Here is a 25,917-nt window from a genome sequence, read left to right as displayed (position 1 = left end):
ATGAGTGACGACACCAGCGTCGAAGACGAGGTAGGCCAGGCCGCGCGGATCGCGCTCGCGGTCGCCGCGCAACTCGCCGACAAGTTCGCCCGCGCCCGTGAGGAACTCGCCCGCAACGCGCAGCGGCAGAGCGAGCAGGAGCAGCGCCTGCTCCAAGCCCGGTTCGAGGGCGAGCGCGACGTCGCCGGCGCCCGCCTGATGCTCGTGCAACGCCCCGAGTGGTGGGACCGCGCAGGCATCGCCCAAGTCGCCGGCATGCACGAGACGGCGCAGCAGTGGAAAGACTTCGACCCGCGCGCCCAGGCCGCCGCCGAGACGATCGCGCGCGAAGCGAAGGAGCGCTACGGCGTCGACGTCGCGAACCTCGACGTCGACCCGCAAGCAGTCCGCGTCGCCCTCGCCCAGGTCGAGCTCGACCGCGACCAGGCCGCACGAGGAGAGCGCGGGACCGCCGCGACCAACTTCGCTCAGGCCATCCAGGCTGTGCAGGAAGCCGACCGGCTCGACGCGCGCGCCGCCGACGCGCAGCGCGGTACGGATCCTGGCACGGGTGCTGGCGACAACGGAGACCGCACCGTCGACACCTCTCGCTTGGACGAGGCCGCTCGACTCGAGCTGCAAGCGCGCGAGTACGAAATGCTCGCCTCCCAGGGAGGCACCCCGGAGCAGACGCCGGCGCAGCTGAACGAGCTCGCGTCAGATGCACGATCGCAGGCCCAGCTCTACCGCGAGCCCGAGCCCACCGCGCAGGGCCTCCGGGAGCGCGTTCCCGAGGGAGCGGTGGGCGTAGACCAGGCCCGCGTGGGCGCCGCGCGCAGCGAGGGGCAGCTGAAGTACGACAGTGCCGCGCGCCGCGAGGCGACCGCGAACGAGCTGAAGGCGCATGACATCCCGCAGGCGACGATCGACGTGCGCATGCGTGCTGACATCGCCCAAGGACGACCGGCCAGTGAAGCCGCCGCGAGGACCAACCAGGTCAACGTCCCGAAGACGAGCCGCGGACGCGGTGCGGGTCGATCCCAGGACCGCCCGGAGCGCTCCCGGTAGACGATGAGACCTTGATAGGTATCTATGTATCTGGGTATCTGAATTGGCCTACTCGAGCTCGCGCCTGCGACGTCTCCCGTGACTCGAGAAATTCGAACACTCAAGGGTCCTTCACGAGTCCTCGACCGGCTCAGTCCTGGTTGCGCTGTCCTCATGCTGACGCGGGCCGGGCGAGGAGGGGAACTGCGTCTCCGCGGGCGAACCGGCTTGGTCCGCAATGCGGACAGTCCGGCTCGGTAACCGGTTCGAAGTCGAAGGTTTCATCGGTCATGGGGGAGTAGGAAACCCAGTGGTTAGGGCTCGACCCGGGTGCAATCAAGCCGCCGACATTCATGAGCCAATCGTCGACGGCGCGGGATGCGGCCACAGCGTTCAACGAGATGACGCTCGGGGCATGTACGTCGGCGTCATCAACGTAACGCTGACGGCGTCGCTGAATCTCGCTGGTGGCTTCTTCGGTGAGCCGCGATGCCGGAATGAGTCCATTGCATCGCAGGCACCCACTGCCAGGGGCGCTCATGCGTGAGATCGAGAAAATGTCGCTGACACGTCCATCGCTGACGGATACTTTTGCGCCTACCTGCGTATGCGGCACCAAATACTGATGCGTGATGGAGTTCACCAGACGGCGTGCCAGCGCAGAGTCTGCGGCGAGGAAGATGTGGTCGCAGTCTGTCAGGACAGTGGCGACGTCCGCGTCGAGAACGGACCGCGGAATCGCAGTGATCTGAGAAGCCGGGGACGCTTCCCGTGCCACGCGGGCAGCAATCCGTACTTTCAATGTCGACCGTCGAGTCGCCGCGTCAATGACCCGGCGGGGCACCCACGTGGGTAGGAGCGCTGCCGGCAGGTCGCGACGGCGTGCGCCGACGACGCGCGGGAGGTTTGTCTCGTCCAATCGATCAGGATCGATCAGGATGATCTCGCCGACGCCGAGTCGTGCGAGGTATTCGCTGACGAGAGAACCAGCTCCGCCGACTCCGACAACGGCGACCCGCGAGGCCGCGAGGATCGCTTGGCCGCGATCGCCGAAAATCCGTGCTTGCCGGTCGTAGGTAGGGTCGGCCGCAGCAACCGCTGTTGGTTCGGGGGTGAGGTTCATCTCGGGTCGTCCGCAGACGCGGAGATGTGTGATCTCGTGACGGCGTCCGTCTGCCGTCCAAATGTCACCGGCAACTGCGTCTTGAGCGAACACGAGCGCCCCTACGGGTAGACCGTCGTTGATGCCGAGCAGTGCTGGGTATCCCCGTTCGTGCGACGCCATGTCTGTTGCGGAGAAACCGACATGGGTGTTACCCCCGTGGTTGTGTACAGCGAGGTATGCGAGGCGCTCCTCCGCGCACACGTCTATGTTTTCTGCAGCGAAGGCAGCGGTGAGTTTGCGGTAGCCGCGATCTCCGGGGACGTAGTCCCTGCCGTCGACAGCCGGCACAACGTCGCGGACGAGGAGCCGGTTACCGCGGCTACTCGTTGCCATGCCGCACCGCAGCACGGCGCCGTGTTCGTCACCGTCACCCGGAAACAGGTGCGTTTCGAGTGCGCGCCACTGTTCTTCGGTCATTGTGACCGACCATGCGCCGTTCATTCGGTCTCCAGCCAAAGAAGGACCTTCAAGACCTTGGTGGCCGCGGTATCCACCGCCGGGTTGAGCCGATTGCTTCGGCGAGATAGCTGCGTTCCCGGCTCTGCGCGCGGACCCCATGTGACCTTCTGAAAGGCGATTCCGAGCTGGTTGCCGTCTCGGCGGTGCAGGTCAGACCGAATGAAGAGCGGGTATACGTCGGCCTCTGGATACGGGTACGTGATCTGGAACGCAATCCAGGAGGTCTCCTCCTGATACGTCGGCCCGAGCGGTACTGGGTCGATTTGCACCCACGCGCCGCCTTGCCCGTCGCTTTCGGCGGTGACAGTTGCCCCGGGGAAGGTGTGCTGCAGTTCGTCGACCGCGTTGCGGATGGCGTCGCTGATGGCCACCACACTCATGAGTTGTCGTCCCCGTCGAGGGCGCGAAACTCATCGCCCGCGTGGACACGGACGTGCTTGTCGTCGCTGACGGTGCGGTACTTCTGCCCATCCTTGATGGAGAGCAGGAAATCCGGTTGGATTGGAACCCCGTGAGCGATGGCGGCCGCCTTGATCGACGCACCTGTGTGCCGTGCGCCCCGCAGGATGACGGGGAGGTTGTTTACAAGGACCCGGACGTCGCGCATCGGGAGTGGACCGGTGAAGAACCGGTCTCCGGCGGCGACCGGGACGATCTCACCGACCTTGATTGGCTCATCGAGCGCGTCGGGGATGTCTCGCCAAATCCCGTGGTCTTCAGGAACGGGCGGCGTGGGCAGTTCGCGCAGCTGCTGCTCCATCAGGGACGCCGAGCGCACCTGGTAGTCCACCTTGTCGATGGTCACCGTTCGGGGGCGATCGGTGAAGAACCTCATTCCGTCGGTGAGGGTGAGTGTGACCGTGTCGGCGATGGGGTGATCTTGCGCATCCGATACGTCAAGCCAGATGTGCTCGGCTGGCGGGGAGGTCAGGTTCCGCAGCTCCTCTCCGGTGCAGCGTCGCTGGTGGACCTTGGTCTGCTCGCCATCGATGACGATCGTGCGGGTGTTGGGTTCGTGCGATGCCATGGTGGCGCCTCGTTTCTGTTCGATGTGAGGAGGCGTGTGCCTGCTCACAGATCAGAGACGGGACAATCCCGGATGCGTCCAGGGCTGGGTTAGGTGAGGCAGTCGGAGCAGGTGGCTGAGCCAGCTGGAAACAGAGCGGACGTCTTTTCGAGGAAGCATTCGCGGCAGGTGCGGAGCGCGCGCGTGGTGCAGCTGCAGTGGCCCGCCGGGCAACGCGGCTGACGGCATCGTGGGCAACGGAAGGAGGTGGTAAACCGAACGCCGCAGTGTTCACACTGTTCCCGCCAGTTGCGGGCACGCTCGGCTGTGCCATCGCGGGGCGGGGAGTACTGCAGCCAGGAGGCCCCATATTCGACCTGCACGAGGAAGAGTCGATCCCCTGACCATGCTGCCTGACCGTAAAGCCGGATCGAAGAATGTCCGCTTTGGTACCAAATCTGTGCATCGTTGAGCATGAGCGCACGGGCAGGGTCGTTGGCGGCCAGCGCTGAGCGTACTAGCGGATTCTCTCGTTGATCGCTGCCGCGGGCGGGCGGGAATATGCCTCCCTGTGCCGCGGCGAAGCTCACGGTGCCGGTGGAGTCCAGGACTGCTACTACCCCCGGCGATTGAAGCGCTCCTGCGAGTCGGACGCAGATCGCTGCCCTGGACGCGTTCGATGAGTCGAAGAGACCGGCGGCCCCTACTGCGGTAGGACCGGATGGCGCGTGCAGGGCCACCAGATCATCGGGAAGGAGAATCCGGGCGGCAAACGCGTCGCAACACGCGTCCTCGAACTCCTCGGGGCGAGGATGCGCAACGACGGTTGTGCCCAGGCTTAGATCGGTTTTCTGCAGGTGATGTCCGAGCTCGTGGAGGGCCGTAAATTGCTGCCGTCTCGTTGACATGGACTCGGTCACAAGCAATGTGGGCGGATCCCACCGGTAGCCGCCGGCCACCGAGCAACCCTGGGCGTACTCACGTGGGACAAACTCCGGCACCATTGCCACCGTTAGGTCGGTTCGGCGCCGCAACTCCCCGATTGCGTCAAGTGTTAATGCTTCGATCTCACCGCCGCGTGCAGTCCACACTGCAAGCATCGCGTCGACTTGCGCCGGAGTCGCGTCGAAGGTTCGTAGCACGTCACTGGCCCCGCATAGCGACGACTGCCTCTAGCCGTTGCCGCCACCGGTCGCGGCCGTCCCCCGATTCGCGGGCAGCAAGCTGAAACGCCTCGTAACCCAGTCGCCGTCTTGCCTCGGCTTCGTCACCGTTAATGGAACGCGCGCGAACGACCGGACGCCAGCGTGGCTCCTGCAGCTCCCGGTCAAGGTCATCTGGCAACGGCAGTTGCAACGCCTTGATGTCGCCGACGGTGACTTCACCTGCAGCAGCGAGAGTGCGAATCTCCTCGGCGGTGAGTTGCTCCTTGCCCAGGCGAATCGCCATTGCCCTGGGTTGTGAGACTTGCAGGGCCTGCATGATCGTGGAGAGCGTGATCGTTGCAACATTCGGCGGTGTTGGCACTGCTTGTCGTGGTGTCAGTCGAGGCGCCTGCTGCAGTGTCTCTGTCGCGTCCAACAGGTCATCTATCGCCATAGCGCATGCAGATCCAAGCGGAGGGTCCGCGTGTCCTCGACGCACCCCGGCGGTCGCGTCGGGGATCGAGTCTGGCCGCTGAGGGCCTTTAACGGCGCGCAGCACCGCCGGTGACAGAGAGGCAACAACCGCATCCAGCGCAGCGAATGGGATCCAGGCGGCCTGAGTTGGCCAAACACTGATCGGCCCGCTGACAGGGCTAGCGTCGGCATCGACGATAACTGTTCTGCTGTCCGCGACGTCCGGCTCGAGGGTCGCCGGGAATGCCCAAGCTAGGGCGGCCTCGTCGTCGATACCGTCGATCACTAGCATTGCGCTGGCTTCCCGCCAGTCCGCCTGGCGCAGTTGACCTATTCGCACTATGTCGGCGTGGGTTGTGCTGCGTAGCATCGATCCCCGTGGCTTCGGGCTCATCGGGAATTGCTTCGCGAGCGCGAACCAGCGGTCTGCTGCCTCAGCTGGCACGAGAGTCCTCCAGGTCTTCATAGGGTGAAGACGGGACAGGGGCATCTTCGTCCAGTACCAGGCCGATGATGTTTTTCATGGTGGCCATCCCGCGCTCGTCGTCGCCGGCGAGCTCAATCAACCGCGCTCGAAGCCGGTTCAGGGCTGTGTAAGCGCTACTGCGTCCGACGCCAAGAGCGTCTGCGAGAGCTGTCATGTCCTCGCTGTGCCTGATGATGATTCGCTCCCGAGGGGTCAGTGATGGCAGCAACGCGCTGGCACGCGCCGCGTCACTTAGATGGTCGAGGGTCGCATGCACTGAGTCGTAGGCGGCGTAGACGTTGTCGAACTCGCTAACGTCCGGATCGACCACCGACCGGTGCGCGTCACCGCTCAGCATCACTGACGGAAAGCGGTCCGCACAAACACGTGTGATGTCGCTAATACTCAGCCGACCGGCAACACGTAACAGCTGCCGGATGAGTTCTTCCAACTGCCCAGCGCGACCGAGCGTCACCGGTCCGCCGCCTGGGGGGACTGTAACGTCGACGTGAGCGGCCAGCGCGATTCCGCGTAGTTGTGCGTGGGTGAACGGCCGATCGGCGTCTTCCCCATCTGCTTCTCGCCAGTAGTGCGCCACCGAGCACGGGGCGAACAACGGCGAACGCTCGAGTCGTTTCTCGAGCCGGTTGCGCAACGCGCCCCACGGCAGCCTCCGGACCCGGTCGACGAGCCATCGTTCGGCCCATTTTCGCGTTAGGCGGGTCGCGGCTGCGTCGGTGGGCGCAGCGACGACCGCGTCCACGTAACCGGTGTTCTTGTCCTCGAAGAACCCATTGATGAGGTCCCCGATCTCATCGGGTGGCACTAGTCCCGGAAAGCGCGGTACCTCTGCGGTGAAGACGCTAGTCATCATCTTGAACGCTGCTGGACCAAGATGTCCAAGCGCGGTCGCTTCGTCGCGGATTGTCGTCGGTTCCATACCGGCCCTGTTCCGGTCAGTACCAGGTCGTTGGACGAGCGCCCCGCAGTCGAACCTGCCCGCTGACCCGCTGCACTGGGCGTAGGGCGGAGAACTGCGCGGTGACCGCGTCGTAGAGCGCGCCGGTGCGCTCCGTGTCGGTGACAGAGATCAAGATGGCGAAGGGCACGTCGGTTGGGGCGGCGCTGAGTGCACCCGCTCGGCGGGCGACGTAGCGGAGCTCTAGGCGTGGGTCATCGGCTTCACCAGCGGCAAACGACACCCGATGGTGTCGTAACGTCTCCCATTTGCCGGAATCGCGAAGGTCTGCTTCGTTGCGGCTGGTCGTTCCGGTGAGCGTCTTTGTGAGCGGCTCCTGGCTGGGTGTCCAGCCGTTAGTGAGAAGGGTGCGCGCGTCCGTGGATCGGAGATCCACGTTTCGCGGGGTGTCTGTTGCACCGGTTGGGGGCGAGAACCGAAAGATGTTGCGGTTGGGTCGCAAGGTCAGCTCCAGGGACGCCGAGGTGTACTCAGTCGGCTGGGTAGGTTCGACGGGTGACGCGTAGGCGAGAGTCACCTTCATTGTCGCCGCGCCGACGAAGCCGCGTGGCACTGGAACCTGATAGCCAAGGATGTCGCCGCGGACGATCTGGTCCACGTAGAGAACGTGCACGTCATCTGCAGTGCAGTCGAGTGCATCGGCGAAGGAGAGCGGGAGACGACCGAACCCGAACTCGTTCTGCTTGGCACGATACGCGCGGTGTCGTTCAGCGAAGTGGACTGCGAAGGCGCGCATGACGCTGCTGTTGACCCGCGGGAGGCGTGTCGCGAGGTCGGCGAGTGCGTGGGTGACTAGCGGCGCTGAAAAGCTGGTGCCGCTGGCTTCGAGGAACGATCCGTCAGAGCGCAGAACATCGAACATGCTCCAGTCAACGCCGCCGAACTGCACCCCAAGCGGCTGCACGCGGTTTCCAGGTCGACCGGGCCCCATGGACGAATAAGGCGCCCGCACCCACGGCCGGAGCGGAGTGGGGGCATCGCAGGAACCGACGGAGACGGCGTTGGCCATGTCGGCCGGCACTTGCACTCGGTGCAGACCGGTCCGTTGGTCTTCCTGTCCATCATTGCCGGCAGCAACAACGAAGACGATGTCTCGCTCCCAGGCAAGCTGGTCCAATTCCGCGGTCCAGCGGTTCGGCTCCATGTCGTCCTCAACTGCCAACGTTGGCCCCAGGCTGAGGTTGACAAGCTTGTGGCGGTCGTTCGCAAGCGCATCCTTGATCCGATCAAGGATCCAGTACCCGTCGAGATCGCCCGGGACATAGGGCGCTGGCATCACGCGGTAGCTCTCCACAGGAAGGGGCGGCTGCGGTGCTTGCTGGCCCTGTCCTACTCGCCCGTAGAGGACTGCTCCCGTGACACCGGTACCGTGCACCAAGTCGTCCGAGTCCGGCGGCTCAGGAGTCAAATCAGTCCGAACGATGGAAAACAGGCCGGAGTTGTGGGGATCATCCACACCGCCGTCGAATACAGCGACAGTGGTGGCTCGGCCGACTGTGCCGCTTGCAGCTGGAGGAGCCAGGCGTGCACCACTACGCAGGCCAAACCGTGGTCGCGGACGGATTGCTGGCATCGGTCGGAGGACGCGAAGCGGGTTGAAGCGTGCAAGCGTCTCCGCGGCGGCGCGAGGTGCTCGAACGGGCAAAAATGTCAGACCGCCAACCTGTCGGAGGAAGTTCCGGTGCACCGTTCCGCCGGAAGCTGCGACGAGCGCGATCCACCGTTCCAGGCTGTCCTGGTCAATCGGGACCGGTTCGCCGGAGTGGACACTGCGCGGATGAAGGACTGATTCCCACAGCAGTTCACTCGGGTTGGGCTCCTCAGCCTCCCCGACCGGCGGGGTGCCTCGGAGAACGGTCGCGCTGCTCGGCGTGCTCACGTCGTCCAGGCGCCGGATTTGGGCGAACGCTTGTAGGGCGCTTCGGCCGCTGCCACGGGTATCCACGAGATTCTCGAGGCGGTCTAGGCCTGATTCATTGACGGCGAGAATTAGTCGGCGCGTGCCGCTTTGTTGGGTTTTCGACGCCGTCCTGAGCACGCCGACGTCGGCTCGGGATCCCACCGGTACGGCGCCGATGAATGCCAGCAACGCTTCAGGGGAGTAGGTGGGGGCGATGTAGTTCGGCAGCAGCTTCGCTTCAATGTAGACGTGCGAATCGGCTCGGAGCTGCTCCGGAAGATTCGTCAGCGCCGAGCGCATCGACCGGATCTGCGGCAGCAATCGAGTGCGTGCTTGCTCGGAGGTGAAGGGTTCGTACTTCGGCCCGCCGCCGGAGGGAGCGGACTCGACATCGATGCGCAGCCCCTCGCCGTTGAGCAGCAGTCTGCGCGCTGTGCTCGTCACCCCGGACGCATCTGTCATCGCGTTTCCCCCGCGTGCCGTATCCCTGCCGCCACCGTCGGATGGCTCAACCCGGCAAGCCCAGCAATTCGCCGGTTCGACATACCGAATCGTTCATGCGCGTGCCGCCACACCTGGCCGCGCAGCGCTGATGTCGGGAACTGTGTCACACATTCGGCTGTGATTGCTTCATCAAGGGGGGTGTCATGGAGAACCGCTTTCCGCCGGCAGCCGTCCCAAAATCGCAGTATTACTGCCTGGCTGGCTCCTTCCCACAAGGCGGCGGTCAGCTCGATCGTCTCGTTGCTGACGCCGCCACCGCTGTTCGCTTGCTCGAGCAGGGCGCGTCGCTCCTCCTGATCCGGCAGCGGAAACTCAATGACACGATCGAAGCGTCGATCGATCGCCGCATCCAGCAGTTGCGGGTGGTTCGTCGCAGCAACCAGCAAACTCGTCTCCGGCCACCGATCGAGCTCGACGAGGATGACGTTGACGATGCGTTTCAACTCGCCGATGTCGCTGTCATCATCACGGCGTTTAGCGACGGCATCAAATTCATCGAGCAGGAGCACGCACGGCCCTGACTTGGCATAGTCGAGCACCGCTCGGATATTTCGGCCAGAGCTGCCAAGGTAGCTGGAGACCACGGAGGCGAGGTCCAGGCTTACTAAGGGCAAATTAAGCTGTTGCGCCAGCCAGCGACTCGCCAGCGTCTTCCCTACGCCAGGCGGACCGGAGAGTAGAACGGTACGGCTGAGCGGAATGGCCAGCCTGGCTAGCTCATCCGCGCGCTGCCGTTCGGCGACGAGCTCGTGCAATTCCGCAGTCACCCGCGTGTTGACGATAAGTCGATCTCCGTCGGGAAGCGCATCCACGTCGGCGAGCAGATGAAATCCCTCTGCGTCCGCGGGAATCGCTCCACTGTCGAACCGGAGACCGTGTGCGGGCTGTGCCGTCGACAACGCATCGTGCACTGCCGCCCGAAACGCTTCCGCATCGGACACGCCGGTGGGGACTGTGCGGACGAGTCGACCCGCAAGTTGCCGAACACCTGCGGCGTGCCCGCCGGCACCGACCCTGACTAAGTCGATCACCGACTGTTCGAGATCCTCTTGGTAAACCTGATCCCCACGGCGCCTCATATTTACCACCATAGCCTCACGGCAGTGAAACCAGCGCCACCTTGTAAGCTGAGAAAAGCTCCGATAATCAATATTATGTCAGTGTGTTTGTTAGCGGTCGATGGCGCGGAGGCTTGGCGTTGGACCGCCGCTTGCATGCAGGTTCCTGCTCGCAACACCGCCTCGTCCTCCGCTGTCGATGGAGCGCCCACTGAGCTGACCTTCGCGACCGGAGCAGCTTCGAAGGCGAGGTACTAGTTGCAGTACCTGGGGACAAGCTCTGCGATGGCGCTACCCAGTGCAACGTTGTTGGCTGTGCTGAAGTGGATGCCGTCGATTCCCTGTGTCGACATCGCTTCTCCTGCATCCATGAATCCGACTCCAGCGAAGGACGCGAGATCCTGGTATGCGTCGGCCAAGATTGCGGTCTTCTCATGCGCTCCGTCGAAGACGCGGGCGAACCATGCGTTCGGGATGGCTGCCAGTGGAGGCGGTGCGACCACGAGGGCGTTCGGCGCCGGGTAGCTGGCGCCGTTGGTGTCGGCTGCTGCAGCGATCTGCCCCAGGAGGACTGACATGCCTTCGGCTATGTCGAACACCGACCGGTTGAAGTGGGTCTTGGCGTCATTCGTGCCGAGCATGATGATGACCAGATCGAGCGGCTGATGGGATGCGAGAAGCCCGGGGAGCGCTCGCGCGCCGTTGAGGCGGTCATCGGTCGGGTCGTCGACGTTGGTGGTGCGGCCGCTCAGCCCTTCTTCAAGAACGCGGTAGTCGCTGCCGAGTGTGCGGGCCAGTACGCCGGTCCATCGTTCCTCAGGGGCGTATCGTGTGGTCGGCACGGCGTGCGGTTGCGGTACCCACCCCCAGGTGAGCGAGTCCCCAAAGCACAGGACATTGCGAACAGTCATGGGTTCTCCTCGAGCTAGTTCAAATGTGGGCTGGCCGGACGGCTGTCAGCCCGACATAAGACCCTCGAGGTCCCGAGGAGTCTTGCCCGCGAGGGTCGACCACAGCGTCCACTGGGGCGAGGTCGGCAATTCGAGGTCGTGCGGAACCCCGACGACCTTCGCTCCGGACGCGGCTCCGGCGGTGAGGCCGATAAGGGAGTCCTCGATGACTGCGCAGCGGATGATGTCGCAGCCCAGCAGAGCTGCGGCCAGAAGGTACGGCTCGGGGTCGGGCTTACCCCTGGTGACGTCGTCGCCAGTCACAGTGAGCCGGATCGTCGCGGCAGGGAGGGCGTCGACGACGACCCCTGTTACGGCTCGGGATGATGTCGTGACGATCGCCTGCGGTATCCCGACCGTGGCCAGGGCGCTCACGAGCTCGAAGGCACCTGGCCGCCATTCGAGAGATGTCGCCAGAGCATCGCGGACCGCGAGAGTCAATCTCGTCGCGATCTCGTCGCCCGTCAGGTCGGTGCCGGCGGCTTGCATTGCAGCCACGGTCTGCGGCATGTCCGATCCCACCAGCGCGAGAGCGTCCGCCCGGCTCCAGGTTCCACCGTGCTGACCGACGATCTGCGTCTGTGCTGCGAACCAGGCGGGCTCCGAGTCGATGAGAGTGCCGTCCATGTCCCAGAGGACGCTGTCGAGTCGCCCGCTCACGAGGTCGCTCCGAGGAGGTGCGCTGCGCCGATGGCCCCGCCCAGGTCGCCGAGGTCGCTGCTTCGGACGTCGGGGATTGTCGTGTCGGTGAGGGTGTGGAGGCGGACTTCGAGGCTCTTTCGGAACCAGCGCAGGTGAGTGCTGGCGGAGCCCCCCAGGACGACGAGGCCGGGTCGGTGCTGGGTGCACAGCTCGATCAGTCCGTCGCCCAGTCGCGTCCCGTAGTAGTTAAAGACTTCTTGCGCCGCCAGTTCGCCGAGTTCTGCGGAGCGGCTCAGTGCGGTGAGGTCTTCGCTGCCGATCGCCTTCTTTGCGGATGCTTGCAGTGCGGTCCGGGAACCTGCCTGTTCCAGGCAGGTCGCGCGACCGCAATAGCACACCGCCGGGGCTCCAGGGATGGTCAGGTGACCGCCCTCCGGATGGACTCCGTCCGCGCCCCGAAAGGGGCGCCCTTCACGGATGACTGCGACTCCGACCCCGGTGCCGAGTGTCACCATGAGCAGCCCCGACGAAACCACGGTCGGGGACGCCCGCCACTCCGCGAGTGCCGCGGTTACGGCGTCGTTGTCGATGACGCAGGTCGTGTCGAACGCATCGCTGAGTAGGGAAGCGAGGGGGATGTCCGAGAGCGCCGGGAGCGTCGCCGGATTGCGGATGATGCCCTCGGCGTCGACGGGACCGCTCGCTCCGATCCCGATCCCCCGCGCATCAGCCGTCTGCACTGCGGCGGTCCTGAGAGCTGCGCGGATGCCCTCGATGAGAGCGGTGACCCCGTCGGCGTGGTGGGGTGTGCTGATGGTGGTGGCGGCGAGGACGTGGTTGTCGCGCGTCACGACGATGCGGGTCGCCGTGCCTCCGATGTCGACGCCGATGATCGGTTCTGTGTTCACAGCGCCGTCGTGACCTTGCTGCCGAACGCGAACGCACCGGGGATGACGCCGTTCTCGCGAGCGAGACCGACGGCGAGGAGCTCGGCGACGACAGCTCCGGTGACGAGGCTTTCGAGCGCCGAGTTCGACGCGGCAGAGAGAGTGATTGCGCCGTCGATCTCGAGATCGCCGACGAGCACCACCTGCGAGCCGACGCCGACGAGGTCCTGAGCGAGCCGGGCGATCGACGGGTCGGAGTCCGTCGCTGTGGCGCCGTAGAGGAAGGCGGTGAGGCCCGGGCCGGCGAGTTCGAACGGGCCGTGGCGGAACTGACCGCCGATGTGACCTTCGATGGCGATCTTCGACGACTCCTTGGTGATCAGGCCGGCGAACAGGGCGGTCGCGGCGTCGTCGCGCCGGCCGACAGCGACGACCCGCGGGCGGTCCGCCGACAGGGTCGCGGAGGCGATCGAGCCGATGTTCGTGGAATCGATCAGCGCGGAGACGACGTCGGCGAGGCGCTCGGCTTCGGAGCGGATCGGGTCGGTCTCCTCGCCGGTGAGGATGGCGACGAGGAGGGCGTGTGCGACGAGGGTGTTGAGGTAGCTCTTGGTGCTGACGGTGGCCTCGTCGCCGCTGCGGAGCAGGAGCGTGGCATCGGCGGCGCGCGCGAGGGGGCTCTCGGGGTCGGCCGTGATGCCGATGACCGCACCGGGGGTGAAATTGGCGCCCCGGCGCTCAAGCAGCGCCGTGACCTCGCCGCTCGCTCCGGACTGCGAGGTGACGACGACGAGAGTGTCGGGGGTGACGAGATCCAGGGTGTCCAGGAGCTGTCCGGTGTCGACGGCCCAGGAGGCGCGGCCTGCGGCGGTGAGGGAGCGCCAGCTCGGGATCCCGGCGAAGTGGGAGCTGCCCATGCCGGTGTAGACGATGCGGGTCCAGCCGCGTCCGCTGAGCTCGAGGAGGGCGGGGTCGATATCGGCCGCAGCGATCGCGCGGAGTGCGGAGGGCTGATCGGCGATGTCGAGTTCGAACGGAGTGACGTCGGTGGTCGTGTTCATGTCGTGTTCCTTCAGCCCTGGCGGGCGGTTTCGGTGGCTGCCGCGTCGGGGGTGATCCCGAGCATCTGGGCGGCGATGTTGGCGCCGATCATGGCGGTGGGGAGGTTGATGTTGCCTCGGCTGATCGCCGGCATGATCGACGCGTCGGCGACGTAGAGGCCCTGGATACCGTGCACGGCGCCTGTCGAGTCGACGACCGAGGTGGAGTCGTCGGAGGGGCCCATCTTGCAGCTGCCGGAGGGGTGGCAGTAGTTGACGATGTCCTCCAGGGGAGCGTGGTGGCGTGGCACGGCCTCGCCGAGGACCTTCGCGAGTTCGGGTTGCGCGCTCATGGCGTTCAGGAGGTCGAGGGCCTCGGAGAGGACCTGGCGGTCGTGGCCTGCTTCGTCGGTGCCGTAGCGGTGATCGACGACGGGTCGTGTGACGTCGAGGTCTGCGTTGAGCGTGACGGTTCCCTCCGATACGGCGCGCATGGCTCCGCCGTAGAGGGAGATCGGGGGAAGTCCGGGGTGGCCGCTGTTGCTGCCGGCGACCATGAAGACGTGGATGTCGTAGGGCCCGTCGTCGCAGAGGGAGGACTTCGCGCGACCGAGGCTCTGCTCGTCCGGGAACCAGGACCGCTTCTCGAGATCCGCAACGAGACCCTCTCGGCCGGCGAAATCGAGGGCGATGCACGGGTGGTCCAGAAGGTGCTTGCCGACACCGGGTAGATCGGCGGCGACGGGGATGCCGAGTGCGTCGAGCTCGGAGGATTCGCCGACGCCGGAACGCAGAAGGATCGCCGGCGAGTGGTATGCGCCGGCAGCAACGACCACCCGGTCCGCGGTGACGTACTGCGTGCCGTCGGCGGTGGTGAGCCACGCTCCGACCGCTCGTCCGTCGCGGATGTCGATGCGTTCGACCGGGGTGAGTCCGGCGATCGTCAGATTCGGGCGGTCGCGGACGGCGTCGAGGAACGCGAACGCGGCGTTCCACCTGATTCCATCGACGATGTTGACGGGCATGGGGCCGATGCCGATACCGGCGGCGATGTCGTCGAGGTCGTCGGCGAAGGGAAGGCCCGTCGCGAGACCGGCGTTGACGAACGCCTGCTGGGGTTCGGTCAGTTCGGCGGTGGTGTAGCGCCGCACCTGGAACCGGTCGCGCGCCCATTCGAGCAGCGGCAGGACCGTGGCACCCTCCCAGCCGGGATTGCCGGCTGAAGCCCAGCCGTCGTAGTCCTCGATCGATCCGATGGAGGCGGTGCATCCGTTGTGGGACGAGCATCCGCCGAGGACGCGAGCGCGGGGTAAGTCGAGGACCGTGTCGCCGGCGGTGGAGGTGGTGGTGATGTCGTAGTCGTGGGAAAGCGGGATCGCCCGCGCATCGAGCACGTCCGCCGGCCAGTTCCCCTCAACCGCCGGCCCGTAGTCGGGGCCGGCTTCGACGAGGAGGATCTGCTCGTCGCTGTGCGCGGCGAGCACCGCGGCGAAGGCAGCGCCCCCGGTACCGCCGCCGACGACGAGGACGTCGACGTGAGAGGGCAGGTCCGGAACGGGCAGCGGAGTGGCCTCAGGGCTGGGGGTGAGGGCGGTCATGCGTCGTGTCCTTTCGAGGTGGTCGGCGCGTCGGAGAATGCGGGCGCGAGCGGTGCGTCGATGTCAGGCAGCTCGCCGGCGTGCGTCATCCACTCCCGTCGCCCGGGCCGGAGGTTGCGGCCGATGAGGACGGCGACGCCGCTGAGGATGTAGGCCGCTGCCACGAATGGGGCGAGGAGGACCGGGAAGGCGGGGAGGGGGACGATGCTGTTGTAGCCGATGACGATCAGCGCAATGGTGGAGATCGCGGGGGCGATGCCGTGGGCCCAGAGGCTGAACTCTGAGGGGACGCGGGTGCGGAAGAAGCGGAATGCCGCGATGTTCATCAGGATGAAGATCGGGATGTAAGCGAAGGTTCCGGTGGTTCCGAGCAGGTTGAAGAGGTTGATCGGGCCGAGCGCGAGACCCGCTCCCAGGCAGACGGTGATTGCCACGGTCGACTGCAGGAGGACCGCTCCGATCGGGGTGCGGTACTTCGCGGTGGTGGTGGTGAGGAACGCGGGGAGGGCGTCGGTGCGGGCGATGCCGTAGAGCGTCCGGGTGGCGCTGGTGGTGCAGGCGATGCAGACTCCGAGGCCCGAGTTGACGAGAGCGATCAGGACGATGATCGAGCCGCCGTTCCAGAGACGGTCGGCGAGGACGAACGCCGGTGCGGTGGGTGATGTCGCCATGGAGGCGACGTCGTCGGTACCCCAGCCGATCTGAAGCCCCCACGCGGTCACGACATAGAAGACGCCGATGAGCACGAGCGAGCCGATGATCGCCTTCGGGACGATCCGCTTGGGGTCTCGCGACTCCTCCCCCACCGCGGCTGCACTCTCGAAGCCGGTGAAGGCGAAGATCGACAGCACGACAGCGAGGAAGAATCCGCTGGAGTCGGGGATGTTCACCGGATTGAAGCCGGAGACGTTGACCCCGCCCGCGCCGGGGTTGAACAGTCCCGTGACGGCGAGGCCGAGCCCGACCGCGATCTCGAAGCAGGTCATCACGACCAGAAAGCGGATCGAGAGCGCGATCCCCCGGTAGGCGCAGGCGAAGCAGATGAGCAGGATGACCACCGCGTACACCCACCACGGGAGCGCGATGCCGTACTTCACGGTCAGCTCGTCCTCGAGGATCGAGCCGGTGAAAGCGGCCAGAGCCGCCGGGACCACTGACACCGTCACTGCGTACAGCCACCCGGTGAGGAAGCCCGACCTTGGGCCGAGGCCTGCGGAGACGTAGGTGTAAAGACCTCCCGCTGAGGGGAGGTGGCGGGCGAGGCCCAGCATCGGCGCCGCGAGGGTCAAGCAGATCGCGAATGCTGCCAGGTAGGTCAAGGGAGCCGTGATCCCCGCCTGCGAGGAGGTGAAGGCGATCGTGTAGAAGATGCCGAGCGTGGGGGAGATCTGTGCGATCGCCTGCATCAGGACGCCACCCAGTCCGAGGGTCCCCGTGCTCAGTTGGGTGCCCATCGTGACGGGCGGCTGTGATTCGGAAGCGGTTCTCGACGTCATGATGTTCGTCTCCAAGGATGGGCAACGGTGCCAGGTTGGAGCGAAAGTAGCACACAAAGCGTGTGCGAACGAACATCATTTGTGTCCGATGTGTTAACTCAACCTCGACCGACTTCGGTAAGAGAGGGAATCGCCTGACGCAGAGCGTCCTGTTCGGTGCCGTCCGCGAGGCCAGCGACCAGTACGGTGGTCGGCTCGTCGAGATCGCAGATCGTCGCGAACGCGGTGCGTCCCCACTTGCTTCTATCCACGGCAGCTGTCGTGCGCCTCGCGCCGGCGAGGGCGGCGCGCTTGACTGCAGCGTCGTCCGAGTTCCACTCGGTGAACCCTGCCTGCACCGAGAAGCCACTCGCGGTCATCACGAAGTGGTCGAAGTGGTGCCGCCCCAGGTAGTCGATGGTGTCGGGCCCGCTCAGGCTCAGTTCGCCGGCGCGCGCCACTCCGGGCGGCATCCGGAGGGTCACCGTGTTCGACTGTTCGAACTCCCATGCCACCCGAAGCGAGAGCGGGCACACCGTGAGACGTCGCCCCGCTAGAGCCCGCGCGATGGCGATTCCCGTCGTTCCGCCGTCGAGGACGAGCGCGTCGCCGTCGGCGATCACCTCAGAGATCGCGCGGGCGAGCGCTCGCTTCTCCTCCGCGTGAATGCGCTCCCTGAGCATCAGCGGAGGCTCGTAGCTGCTGCTAGCGAGTAGCCGGGCCCCGCCATGAAAGCGCTCGAGCACACCATCCCGCTCGAGCACCTCGAGATCTCGACGGATTGTCATCTCTGTCACTGCGAGCACTGAAGCGAGGTCGGACACGCTTGCCTGCTCATCACGTTGCAGAATCTCGACGAGCCCCTGCATTCGCTCTTCTTTACTCTGCGCCATACGTTTCAGAGTAGGCGGGAGCTTCGCCGATCGTCCGTCGTGCTCTATCGGGCGAGGTCGTGAGGGTGCGTGCCTCGTGTGATGCCGATGAAAGCGAGGGCATCGGCGTCGGGACTGCCGGCGGCGGCGGAGTACACGAGGATCTTGAGGTCAGAGCCGGGGACGGTCATCACATCGCAGTCAAGGGTGATCGTCCCGACGTCGGGGTGGGAGATGGTCTTCCGGTCAGTGGCGTGGTGCCCGATCGATGCGCGCTCCCAGTGACGGGCGAAGGTGCGGCTGGTGGTCCGCACGGTCTGGCTCTCCTCCTCCGCCTCCGGCTACGTCAACGGCCAGGTCGTCTTCATCGACGGCGGCATGAGCGTCGTCGTCTGATGCGCCCCGCGCCCTCCTCCTCCCCCTCGCCCTCAGGCCCCTCCGACGAAGGAATCGCGCCGTGACCACCACCGAGACGTCGATCACCGCGGTCCTCGCCCACGCCGCCGGCGACCTCCGAGTCGCGCGGCTGCCCGCCCCCGGACCGGCTGCGCACGAGGCCCTGGTCGAGATCGTCTACGGCGGGATCTGCGGCTCCGACCTCAGTTACTGGCGGCACGGCGCCGTCGGCGAGTCGATCCTCCGCGAGCCGATCGTGCTCGGACACGAGGTCTCCGGCGTCGTCCTCGCCGCCGACGGCACCGGCCCTGCGGTCGGCGCCGCCGTCGTCGTCCATCCGGCTCGGCGGGAGAGCGTCGCCGAGCGCTTCCCCGCGGACCGGCCCAACCTGTCCCCCGGGGTCCGCTACCTCGGTTCCGCCGCCCGCTTCCCGCATACCGCGGGAGCGTTTCAGCGACATCTTGCTGTGCCCGCGAACATGCTGCGGGTCGTGCCGCCGTCGGTCCCGCTGCAGACCGCGGCGCTGGCCGAGCCGGCAAGTCGCCTGGCACGCCGTGCAGCGGGCGGGAGACGTCCGAGGGCGCTCGATCCTCGTCGTGGGCTCGGGTCCCATCGGCTTGCTCGTCATCGGCGTGCTGCGCCGGGCGGGTGCCGCGCACATCATCGCCGTCGACGTGCTCGCGATCGCGCGGCTCGTCGGCGCCGACCGCACCGTCCTCGCCGGTGACAGCACCGCCATCGCCGGCACGGATGCCGACATCGCGATTGAGTCGTCCGGCAACCCGCGCGGACTGGCGAGTGCCCTGTCCGGGACGACCCGCGGCGGCCGAGTCGTCATGGTCGGGCTGCCCCGACGGGCGACCAGCCCGTGCCGCTCTCCCTCGCCATCTCCCGCGAGATCGACCTGATCGGATCATTCCGCTTCCTCGACCCGATGGAGGAGGTGCTCGCCGCCTTCGCGGACCAATCTCTGCGGGTCGAGCCCGTCATCACCCACGTCTTTCCCGCCGAGCAGAGCGAGGAAGCCTTCCGCATCGCTGGCGACGCCTCGGTCTCGGGCAAGGTCCTCCTCGACTTCGGCGCACCCAGCACGACTCCCCCGGGGGCAGCACGATGAAGATCCTCGTTCCCGACACCATCCCCCTCGAGCTCGACGCGACCCGGGACGAGCTCGTCCGCTACGACGTCACCGTCCCGATCCCGCCCGCACTGCGGGACGCGGAGGTCCTCGTCGTCTGGCGCAACACCGACAAGAACCTGCGCGACGCGGCAACGCTCCCCGGCCTGCGACTCGTGCAGACCCTCGCGACAGGGCCCGATCAGATCCTCGCGGCCGGGTTCTCGCCGGAGACCGTCCTGGCGTCCGGCCGCTCGCTGCACGACGGCCCCGTCGCGGAGTGCCTGAGCCGTCGCGTCCCCCGGTCGTCGTCATGGGCGTGTCCGGATGCGGCAAAAGCACCGTCGCCGCTCGTCTCACGGCAAGTACCGGCCGCTCGCACTTCGACGCGGACGATTTGCATCCCGCCATGAACGTGGCTCGGATGAGCGCAGGCATTCCTCTCACCGACGAAGACCGGTGGCCCTGGCTCGACCTTGTTGGACGCCGAGCGGCCGAGAGTGACGGCAGCGTCGTCGCCTGCTCCGCGCTCAAGAGGATCTACCGCGATCGTTTGCGCCTCGCAGCACCCGCCACCGTCTTCATCCACCTTTCGGGTGCGCCCGCACTCATCCGGCGCCGCATGACGACGCGTGAAGGGCATTTCATGCCGCAGTCGCTCCTCTCAAGCCAGTTGAACGCTCTCGAACCACTGGAGGAAGACGAACTAGGTTCCGCTGTCGACATCACCGATCCCGTCGACGCCATCGTCGCCCGTGCTCGGGTCGTCGTTCTGCAATTCAGTAGAGAAATCTCCCGACCACCCGCACGGCAAGGCCGAGATGCTCGATCGTGAACGCGGGCACTGTCTTGAGCATCACGGCCCGGTTGCCGGAGAAGAGCATGATCGCGCGGCCGCGGGGGAGGTCAGCGAGTTCCTGCACTTCCAGGATCTTCTCTCGCTTCAACGAGGAGTTGGTGGAGCGGACACCCTTGTTCATGCTGACGGACGTCGTTTTGCGGTCCAAGGTGCCGATGAGGTCGGAGAGCATGCCGAGGAATTCGGGGTCGGAGACGCCGCCTGCGTACAGTTGTGAGTTCGCGGCGGACCACAGATTCTTCATCCCCTCCTGCCCGTACAAGGCCACGCCCTGCGACCAGGACTGGTAGACGGACATGATTGGGATTCCTCGAGAACCGAAGTGGCTGTAGTGGTCGGGCAGGTCTGATAAGCGGCACACGTTCGCCGCCTCATCCACTATCCCCAGCATCGGCGTCTTCAATTGGCCGCTCGGTGACGCGGTTGCCAGCTCCTCCGCTGCCTCGATCGTTGCGGCCGTCAGCGCCGTCACGAGTGCGGACCACGCCGTCGCTGTTGATGGTCGGCGTCATCCGGCTGACGACGGCGCTGCCGCGACGATCAGGGCGACGCTGCCAGTTTTGTGGCGGAGGTGAGCGTGTTGCGCTCGGCGAGCACGCCGAAGGCGTGAGCGAGCTCGGGCGGTCCTACGACCTGGATGTCGGTGTCGAACTGGTTCAAGGATGCGGCGAGGCCGACCCAGGACCACGCGCCGGATTCGAGAGTGCAGCACCCATTGCCCAAGTCCTCGACCACGCCGCCACCCGCAAAGGCGCGGACGTACGATGCCGGTCGACTGAGAATCACCTTTCCCGTGCAGGGCCACTTGTCGCCATTCTTGGAGCCCTTGAATCGGCCGGCGACGTAGTCGGCGGGCTCACCGTTTCCGGGTAAGTGTCGGGGTGAGAATCGCGGGCCGGTGGGTGTCCGCGGGGTAATGCGGTCGGCGCGGAAGATACGCCAGTCGTCGTGCTCCAGATCCCACGCGACGAGGTACCACCGCCCGTTCGAGGTGACGAGGTGGTGTGGTTCGACCCGTCGCGGGGGCCGCGGATCCGCTCCCGCGTCCTGCCTACTGGTGGCGTAGTCGAAGCGGATGATCTCGGTGGCCCGGGCGGCTGCCGAGAGGGCGAGGAGCACGTCCGGCGAGACCGCATCGGCCGGCCTGCCCGGCAGCGCGGTGAACTGCAGTGCGCTGAGGCGGTGACGAAGACGTGAGGGCATGACCTGGCGCACAGTGGTCAGGGCGCGCATCGCCGCCTCTGCGATACCGACGCCGGTGACGCTGGCCGTTTGGAGCGCGACGGCGAGGGCGATGACCTGGTCATCATCGAACAGCAGGGGTGGCAGCTCGCTGCCTGCCTCGAGGCGGTAGCCGCCGTCGGGGCCCATCGTCGCTTGAATGCTGTAGCCCATCTCGCGCAAGCGGTCGACGTCGCGGCGGACGGTGCGAGGGCTGACGGAGAGGCGCTGGGCGAGGGTCGAGCCCGGCCAGTCGCGGCGGGTCTGCAACAGGGAGAGCAGGGTCAGCAGCCGCGATGTCGTGGTGGTCATAGTCCGAGGATATTTCCCGTATAGGACCGGAACTGACCTATACGGCCGGGAGAGTGGTGAAAGCCGGGACGAGCCCGGCGACGAGCCCATCAGGAGCAGCTTTGAGCCTCGCAGCCACCACCCACCTCAACTTCCGCGGCGACGCCCGAGCGGCGCTGGAGTTCTACCACTCGGTCTTCGGCGGGCAGACGATGATCCGCACCTACGGCGACTTCGGGATGCCCGCCGACGCCCCCGGAGCGTCGAACGTGGTGTTCGGCCAGGTGGTCGGCGCCGATGGCTTCCGAGTGCTCGCCTACGACATTCCCGGGCAGTCGGGCGGTTCGGCCGGCGCCGCGGGGTCAACGCGTCGCGAGAACGGCGTCACGCTCACTGATCAGCCATTCTTCGTCTCCGTCGAGGGCGGCACCCTCGCCGAGGTGCAGGGCTACTGGGAAAAGCTCTCGGTCGACGCGACGGTCGTCGAGCCGCTCGCGGCCTCCGCGTTCAGCGCTGGGTTCGGGATGCTCACCGACGCCTTCGGAGTGACCTGGATCCTCGGCGTCGCCGCCTCCCCCGCCGAGTAGCAGCTCCGGTGCGGCGCGAGTGACCTGCTCGCGCCGCACCGATCGCATCTCGCCATCACTTCGCCACCGTCAGGAGCGCCTCTTCATGTTCAACGTCCTTCCCGAGATCAACTGGCTCGCCGTCATCGTCTCGACCCTCGTGTTCGCCGTCCTCGGCTACGTCTACTTCGTCATCCTCGTCCCCAAGCCCTACAAGATCGCGCTCGGCAACGAGAACCGCGAGCTGCCCGCTCCGGGACTACTCCTCACCGCCGGCCCGCTCATCCCGAGTCTCGCGATCGTCATCACCACCGCCGTCCTCCTGCGCGCCCTGGCCGTGGAGACGTTCGGCGACGCCCTCGCGTTCGGCCTCATCATCGGAGTCGGCTACCTCGTCGCCCAGACGCTGACCATCGCCCTAAATCCGAACTTCCCCCGCCCACTGCTCTACACACTCCTCAACGCGCCCTACTTCGTGATTTGCACCGTCGCTGCGAGCATCATCCTCACCCTCTGGCGCTGACGAGCGGCAGATCAGCCGACCGCGTTCACCCAGTCGACAGGCCGGGCTCCCGAGACGGTGACGTTGTAGAAGGTCGGCCGAAGGAGGTCGTGTTGCTCGCCGATCTCTTTGACGCCGCGTCGGGACGGCGTGCGGAGAGCTAAATGCGGGCGTCACGCGCGCCAGGTGCAACGACAGCAACCCCCGATGCCCCGCTAGATGAGAAGTCCCCCGCGAAGCGCCGATCACTCGCGCTCGACGTTGTCTTCTAAGCTGACGAAGTCTCGGATAAGCGGAAGTGTGTCGGTCTCGTGACAGCTTTGCTTTGGTCGAGGCGGGAGTCGCGCTCGGCGGCTTGGACGCCCGCAGTTTCGTGCTTGAGGAAGCTGCCGACGGAGGAAGGCGTCCCTGCCTGTCACGCGTTCTGCTCAAACGACATTCGGGGTACTCGACCTGCTCGGTGCAAGGGCTGAGGAACGATCGCTTTGGGTGGCCGCTCGTTGCCACTTCGACGGTTGACCTGATCGGTCGAGCGAGGAGTCAGTGCCTGAAGTGGCGACACTCTTCCCGGCCTAAGCGGATTCGCCTCGAACTAGGGTGAAGTGCGTCCGGCTGCTGGGCATCTCGAGTTCGGTCTCACCGAGCAGGATGCGGAGCTCGACTGCAATTGCGTCCACCATGCCAACGAGGTCGGTGTCGATTGTGGTCAGCCTCGGCGACCACATCTGTCCTACGGGCGAGTTGTCAACGCCAGCGACAGCGATGGTTCCTGGTACGTCAATGCCGAGCTCTCGTGCGGCCGCCAGAAGGGTCAAGGCAACGTCGTCGTTGTAACAGGCAATTCCTGCCGTGGAGCTGGTCGCCAACACGGCCCGGAGAGCGGAGATGCCACTCTCCACAGTGAGATCAAGCGATAGGAGTTCTGTACGAGGCAATCCGGCATCTGCCGCTACGCGCTGCAGCGCCTCGTATCGACTTGGGATGTAGGGATCCCGATCAAGGTTCGCAGGTGCCGCGAACCACAGGCCCTTGGGCTGATGTTCGAGTAGGGCCGACGCTTGAAGACTGGAGATTCCGCCGTCTCGGCTGGTGCCGGTCTGGTCTCGCGCGATCGACGGCACGATGAGTGTTCCGCGATCTTCAAGCCAGGCACGTTCACCTGAACTGAGTACGCCGAAGTCGACGACAGCGAGCGGACGGAGGCCGGCGATAGCTTCCGATGTCGCACGGGGACTTTCTCCGGCGACGCGAATGACGACATTGCCGCCGATTTGTCGAGTGTTCCTCGTTACTCGTTCCACGGCGTTCTGAAAGTGCGCAGCGAACACCGCATTGGCGACGAGCACGACGATTGTGTCGCTTCGACCGCTGACGAGAGACCGACCGGCGAACGAGGGCTGGTAGTCCAGTGCCCGAGCGGAGTCGAGGACCTTCTGGCGCGTGCGTTCCGGAAATCGAGAGACGTTGCCGTTCAGGATGTTGCTCACTGTCGAGCGAGACACGCCTGCATGCCGCGCGACGTCCGCGCTGGTCGCGGGGCGCCCGGAGTGCTCGGTAGTGGTCACGGACCACATCCTCGCACGGGGTTTCTCCTCGACCGAGTGATCAGACCGTTACTACTCACGGAGTCGTAGCTCTAGACCAGGTAACACGTGTGCCCTAGCATCGGTCCAGCGCTGGGTCTCACGTGACACCAGCGCTCGACTTCACCGGGACGAGCCGGTGTGAGTTCACAGCACTGACAAGGGAGTCATGATGATGTCGAGTTCAAAGCGCCTGCGGGCCCTGGGTTTTGCGGTCGCGGCGGTGACAGCACTTGCGCTCTCCGCTTGCTCGGGCGGGGGCGGCGGTGATGACGCTTCCAGTGGGTCTGGGTCTACGGAGGAACGCACGTTGCGCCTCGCGCTGAACGCGCCGCCTTCGAACTTCTCGATCGGCGCGTGGTCGGGTGGAGACGCCACGCCCTTCCTCTCCGTCTACGACACGGTCCTCCACAGGATGGTCGACGGCACTCTCGAAGGCGGAATCGCCGAAGAGTGGGAGTACGACGAGAGCTTGACCGCTCTCACGCTCAGCATCCGCGAGGGCCTCGAGTTCACGAACGGCGAGGTCCTCGACGCCCAGGCGGTTGTCGATTCGCTGAATGCGGCGCGGGAAGGTTCTTCGACCTCGGCCAACCTGGCATCTGTCGAGTCGGTCGAAGCTCCCGATGAGTCCACCGTCGTGGTGAAACTTTCGCGGCCCGATGCGTCGATCGTGCCCCAGATGGCGAGTGTCTCTGGTGCAGTTGGAGCGCCGTCCGTGCTGGCGGAGGAGAGCTCGCAGCTGACGCCTGTCGGCTCTGGCCCGTACACCTTGAGTGACGAGACCACGCCCGGCTCCAAGTACGTCTACGAGAAGAACGACAGCTACTACGAAGCTGAGGCCTTCCCCTTCTCGAAGCTCGAGCTCCAGGTCATCGCCGATCCCACTGCGAGCCAGAACGCGCTGAAGGCTGGCCAGCTCGATGTGACCGGTCTGAGCAGCAAGGACCAGATTGCCCAGTTCCCCACCTCGCAGTTCACCACGGGAAACAACCCTCCCGGCACGATCGGCGCCCTCTGGCTCGTCGACAGGGAGGGCTCCGTCGTCCCGGCCCTCGCAGACCCGCGAGTTCGTCAGGCCATCAACCTCGCGTTCGACCGCGAGGCGATCACCAGCGGATTGGGGGACGGATTCCTGAACCCCACCGAGCAGGTCTTCAGTCCTTCAGGAGCCGCCTATGACGAGGATCTCAACGAGACCTACGAGCAGAACATCGAGGACGCCAAGGCCTTGCTCGCCGAGGCGGGTTACGCCGACGGATTCGCAGTCACCATGCCGAGCACGGTCGTGAGCACCCAGTTCGAGCCGGCCATCGGGCAGGCCCTCGCGGACATCGGAATCACGGTGACGTGGGAGTCCGTTCCGTTCCAGGACTTCTACGCCAAGGTCTTCGGCGGTAACTACGGCATGTTCTTCATGTTCAACGGGCTCTCCGGATCCGACGCTGTTGACAGCAACGCCGTCCTGTCCGGTGTCTTTAACCCGTTCAACTCGACCACTCCGGAGCTGGAGGCGATCCTCGCCGACGCGAACGCCTCTCAGGAGGAGGACGCGTTCCGCGCCGTCAACCAGTACCTCGTTGACGAGGCGTGGTTCGCGCCGATCTTCTACGTCACCTCGCTCTACGCGGTGTCGAACGACATCACCTACACCCCGCCCGTCGTCGGCAACCAGAACGTCCGGCCGTTCGCTCCCGCCGAATAAACCCGCTACACGGTGCGGGGGCCAGCGCCCC

At 65.9% G+C, this 25,917-nt stretch carries 25 protein-coding genes and 1 pseudogene; 7 read left to right on the top strand and 19 right to left on the bottom strand.

All coding sequences use genetic code 11. The annotated features are described in order from the left end of the window. On the top strand, window positions 1–1,047 hold the full coding sequence (locus IOC53_RS02345; RefSeq protein WP_207402778.1) for a hypothetical protein: 1,047 nt from the start codon (window positions 1–3) through the stop codon (window positions 1,045–1,047). Between the two features lie 151 nt (window positions 1,048–1,198). Here the strand turns inward: IOC53_RS02345 and IOC53_RS02340 are convergent, their stop codons facing one another. The 16 genes from IOC53_RS02340 to IOC53_RS02265 all read right to left on the bottom strand — a co-directional run bounded on the left by IOC53_RS02340 (window position 1,199) and on the right by IOC53_RS02265 (window position 17,960). Beyond that, window positions 1,199–2,608: a ThiF family adenylyltransferase gene (locus IOC53_RS02340; RefSeq protein WP_207402777.1), complete on the bottom strand. Its 1,410-nt coding sequence runs from the start codon at window positions 2,606–2,608 to the stop codon at window positions 1,199–1,201. Between the two features lie 20 nt (window positions 2,609–2,628). Continuing rightward, on the bottom strand, window positions 2,629–3,030 hold the full coding sequence (locus tag IOC53_RS02335; RefSeq protein ID WP_207402776.1) for a hypothetical protein: 402 nt from the start codon (window positions 3,028–3,030) through the stop codon (window positions 2,629–2,631). Continuing rightward, window positions 3,027–3,677, bottom strand: a complete 651-nt coding sequence (locus IOC53_RS02330) for a multiubiquitin domain-containing protein (RefSeq protein WP_207402775.1) — start codon at window positions 3,675–3,677, stop codon at window positions 3,027–3,029. Before IOC53_RS02330 ends, IOC53_RS02335 begins: the two co-directional genes overlap by 4 nt. Window positions 3,678–3,766: 89 nt before the next feature. Further along, entirely contained in the window at window positions 3,767–4,660 is an 894-nt protein-coding gene (locus IOC53_RS19615; RefSeq protein WP_374070169.1) for an ImmA/IrrE family metallo-endopeptidase, read from the bottom strand. A 139-nt stretch (window positions 4,661–4,799) separates the two neighbouring features. Continuing rightward, on the bottom strand, window positions 4,800–5,255 hold the full coding sequence (locus IOC53_RS02320) for a hypothetical protein (protein ID WP_207402773.1): 456 nt from the start codon (window positions 5,253–5,255) through the stop codon (window positions 4,800–4,802). 454 nt (window positions 5,256–5,709) lie between these two features. Beyond that, window positions 5,710–6,681 carry a sigma-70 family RNA polymerase sigma factor gene (locus tag IOC53_RS02315; protein ID WP_207402772.1) on the bottom strand — a complete coding sequence of 324 codons (972 nt, stop codon included), beginning with the start codon at window positions 6,679–6,681 and terminating at the stop codon, window positions 5,710–5,712. A gap of 16 nt (window positions 6,682–6,697) precedes the next feature. Next, the gene (locus IOC53_RS02310; protein ID WP_207402771.1) at window positions 6,698–9,082 is read right to left on the bottom strand and encodes a S8 family peptidase; all 2,385 of its coding nucleotides are present in this window, start codon (window positions 9,080–9,082) and stop codon (window positions 6,698–6,700) included. Then, window positions 9,079–10,065: an AAA family ATPase gene (locus IOC53_RS02305; RefSeq protein ID WP_207402770.1), complete on the bottom strand. Its 987-nt coding sequence runs from the start codon at window positions 10,063–10,065 to the stop codon at window positions 9,079–9,081. Before IOC53_RS02305 ends, IOC53_RS02310 begins: the two co-directional genes overlap by 4 nt. 371 nt (window positions 10,066–10,436) lie before the next feature. After that, a complete protein-coding gene (locus IOC53_RS02300) occupies window positions 10,437–11,093 on the bottom strand; it encodes an SGNH/GDSL hydrolase family protein (protein ID WP_207402769.1) in 657 nt (218 codons plus the stop codon). 45 nt (window positions 11,094–11,138) lie between these two features. Further along, window positions 11,139–11,792, bottom strand: coding sequence for an HAD family phosphatase (locus IOC53_RS02295; RefSeq protein WP_207402768.1), 654 nt, complete (start codon window positions 11,790–11,792; stop codon window positions 11,139–11,141). Then, window positions 11,789–12,682: an ROK family protein gene (locus tag IOC53_RS02290; protein WP_307786040.1), complete on the bottom strand. Its 894-nt coding sequence runs from the start codon at window positions 12,680–12,682 to the stop codon at window positions 11,789–11,791. The genes IOC53_RS02295 and IOC53_RS02290 overlap by 4 nt, the downstream gene beginning before the upstream one ends. Then, entirely contained in the window at window positions 12,679–13,722 is a 1,044-nt protein-coding gene (locus IOC53_RS02285; RefSeq protein WP_207402766.1) for an SIS domain-containing protein, read from the bottom strand. The genes IOC53_RS02290 and IOC53_RS02285 overlap by 4 nt, the downstream gene beginning before the upstream one ends. An 11-nt stretch (window positions 13,723–13,733) precedes the next feature. Further along, window positions 13,734–15,299, bottom strand: a complete 1,566-nt coding sequence (locus IOC53_RS02280; protein ID WP_207402765.1) for a GMC family oxidoreductase — start codon at window positions 15,297–15,299, stop codon at window positions 13,734–13,736. Next, window positions 15,296–16,705, bottom strand: coding sequence for an APC family permease (locus tag IOC53_RS02275; RefSeq protein WP_207402764.1), 1,410 nt, complete (start codon window positions 16,703–16,705; stop codon window positions 15,296–15,298). Before IOC53_RS02275 ends, IOC53_RS02280 begins: the two co-directional genes overlap by 4 nt. A gap of 188 nt (window positions 16,706–16,893) precedes the next feature. After that, window positions 16,894–17,643, bottom strand: coding sequence for a DeoR/GlpR family DNA-binding transcription regulator (locus tag IOC53_RS02270; protein ID WP_207402763.1), 750 nt, complete (start codon window positions 17,641–17,643; stop codon window positions 16,894–16,896). Between the two features lie 68 nt (window positions 17,644–17,711). Then, a complete protein-coding gene (locus tag IOC53_RS02265) occupies window positions 17,712–17,960 on the bottom strand; it encodes a hypothetical protein (protein ID WP_207402762.1) in 249 nt (82 codons plus the stop codon). A gap of 143 nt (window positions 17,961–18,103) precedes the next feature. On the opposite strand from IOC53_RS02265, the pseudogene IOC53_RS02255 reads away from it, so the two are divergent. From IOC53_RS02255 to IOC53_RS02245, 3 genes and pseudogenes are all read left to right on the top strand, one after another. Then, a pseudogene (locus tag IOC53_RS02255) lies at window positions 18,104–19,159 on the top strand (L-idonate 5-dehydrogenase). Beyond that, entirely contained in the window at window positions 19,156–19,572 is a 417-nt protein-coding gene (locus IOC53_RS02250; protein ID WP_207402761.1) for a hypothetical protein, read from the top strand. Before IOC53_RS02255 ends, IOC53_RS02250 begins: the two are co-directional and overlap by 4 nt. Then, complete coding sequence (locus tag IOC53_RS02245; protein WP_207402760.1) at window positions 19,473–19,994, top strand: gluconokinase; 522 nt, start codon at window positions 19,473–19,475, stop codon at window positions 19,992–19,994. Before IOC53_RS02250 ends, IOC53_RS02245 begins: the two co-directional genes overlap by 100 nt. Here the strand turns inward: IOC53_RS02245 and IOC53_RS02240 are convergent. Together IOC53_RS02240 and IOC53_RS02235 are read right to left on the bottom strand one after the other, a co-directional pair. After that, complete coding sequence (locus IOC53_RS02240; protein WP_207402759.1) at window positions 19,939–20,490, bottom strand: type IV secretory system conjugative DNA transfer family protein; 552 nt, start codon at window positions 20,488–20,490, stop codon at window positions 19,939–19,941. The two genes, IOC53_RS02245 and IOC53_RS02240, sit on opposite strands and share 56 nt — an antisense overlap. A 68-nt stretch (window positions 20,491–20,558) precedes the next feature. After that, window positions 20,559–21,551 carry a YafY family protein gene (locus IOC53_RS02235; protein ID WP_207402758.1) on the bottom strand — a complete coding sequence of 331 codons (993 nt, stop codon included), beginning with the start codon at window positions 21,549–21,551 and terminating at the stop codon, window positions 20,559–20,561. A gap of 101 nt (window positions 21,552–21,652) precedes the next feature. On the opposite strand from IOC53_RS02235, the gene IOC53_RS02230 reads away from it, so the two are divergent. Further along, a complete protein-coding gene (locus tag IOC53_RS02230) occupies window positions 21,653–22,117 on the top strand; it encodes a VOC family protein (protein WP_207402757.1) in 465 nt (154 codons plus the stop codon). A gap of 85 nt (window positions 22,118–22,202) precedes the next feature. Next, complete coding sequence (locus IOC53_RS02225) at window positions 22,203–22,619, top strand: DUF1761 domain-containing protein (protein ID WP_207402756.1); 417 nt, start codon at window positions 22,203–22,205, stop codon at window positions 22,617–22,619. A gap of 551 nt (window positions 22,620–23,170) precedes the next feature. Here IOC53_RS02225 and IOC53_RS02220 read toward each other — a convergent pair. Further along, on the bottom strand, window positions 23,171–24,163 hold the full coding sequence (locus IOC53_RS02220) for a LacI family DNA-binding transcriptional regulator (protein ID WP_207402755.1): 993 nt from the start codon (window positions 24,161–24,163) through the stop codon (window positions 23,171–23,173). 187 nt (window positions 24,164–24,350) lie between these two features. On the opposite strand from IOC53_RS02220, the gene IOC53_RS02215 reads away from it, so the two are divergent. Further along, window positions 24,351–25,886, top strand: a complete 1,536-nt coding sequence (locus IOC53_RS02215; protein ID WP_207402754.1) for an ABC transporter substrate-binding protein — start codon at window positions 24,351–24,353, stop codon at window positions 25,884–25,886. The last annotated feature ends 31 nt before the right edge of the window (window positions 25,887–25,917 follow it).

It is taken from the genome of Rathayibacter sp. SD072, from assembly GCF_017355185.1.
Taxonomy (GTDB): Bacteria; Actinomycetota; Actinomycetes; order Actinomycetales; family Microbacteriaceae; genus Rathayibacter.
Note: the sequence above shows the minus strand (reverse complement) of the source record. Positions and strands in the feature narration are given on the sequence as shown.

Bases quoted from the DNA above. Each gene is read 5' to 3' on its own strand.
- IOC53_RS02340 (WP_207402777.1), bottom strand. From the start codon at position 2,608: ATGACCGAAGAACAGTGGCGCGCACTCGAAACGCACCTGTTTCCGGGT.
- IOC53_RS02250 (WP_207402761.1), top strand. From the start codon at position 19,156: ATGAAGATCCTCGTTCCCGACACCATCCCCCTCGAGCTCGACGCGACC.
- IOC53_RS02330 (WP_207402775.1), bottom strand. From the start codon at position 3,677: ATGGCATCGCACGAACCCAACACCCGCACGATCGTCATCGATGGCGAG.
- IOC53_RS02270 (WP_207402763.1), bottom strand. From the start codon at position 17,643: ATGCAGGGGCTCGTCGAGATTCTGCAACGTGATGAGCAGGCAAGCGTG.
- IOC53_RS02320 (WP_207402773.1), bottom strand. From the start codon at position 5,255: ATGGCGATAGATGACCTGTTGGACGCGACAGAGACACTGCAGCAGGCG.
- IOC53_RS02215 (WP_207402754.1), top strand. From the start codon at position 24,351: ATGATGATGTCGAGTTCAAAGCGCCTGCGGGCCCTGGGTTTTGCGGTC.
- IOC53_RS02225 (WP_207402756.1), top strand. From the start codon at position 22,203: ATGTTCAACGTCCTTCCCGAGATCAACTGGCTCGCCGTCATCGTCTCG.
- IOC53_RS02335 (WP_207402776.1), bottom strand. From the start codon at position 3,030: ATGAGTGTGGTGGCCATCAGCGACGCCATCCGCAACGCGGTCGACGAA.
- IOC53_RS02280 (WP_207402765.1), bottom strand. From the start codon at position 15,299: ATGACCGCCCTCACCCCCAGCCCTGAGGCCACTCCGCTGCCCGTTCCG.
- IOC53_RS02235 (WP_207402758.1), bottom strand. From the start codon at position 21,551: ATGACCACCACGACATCGCGGCTGCTGACCCTGCTCTCCCTGTTGCAG.
- IOC53_RS02285 (WP_207402766.1), bottom strand. From the start codon at position 13,722: ATGAACACGACCACCGACGTCACTCCGTTCGAACTCGACATCGCCGAT.
- IOC53_RS02300 (WP_207402769.1), bottom strand. From the start codon at position 11,093: ATGACTGTTCGCAATGTCCTGTGCTTTGGGGACTCGCTCACCTGGGGG.
- IOC53_RS02245 (WP_207402760.1), top strand. From the start codon at position 19,473: ATGGGCGTGTCCGGATGCGGCAAAAGCACCGTCGCCGCTCGTCTCACG.
- IOC53_RS02310 (WP_207402771.1), bottom strand. From the start codon at position 9,082: ATGACAGATGCGTCCGGGGTGACGAGCACAGCGCGCAGACTGCTGCTC.
- IOC53_RS02275 (WP_207402764.1), bottom strand. From the start codon at position 16,705: ATGCAGGCGATCGCACAGATCTCCCCCACGCTCGGCATCTTCTACACG.
- IOC53_RS02345 (WP_207402778.1), top strand. From the start codon at position 1: ATGAGTGACGACACCAGCGTCGAAGACGAGGTAGGCCAGGCCGCGCGG.
- IOC53_RS02315 (WP_207402772.1), bottom strand. From the start codon at position 6,681: ATGGAACCGACGACAATCCGCGACGAAGCGACCGCGCTTGGACATCTT.
- IOC53_RS19615 (WP_374070169.1), bottom strand. From the start codon at position 4,660: ATGGTGCCGGAGTTTGTCCCACGTGAGTACGCCCAGGGTTGCTCGGTG.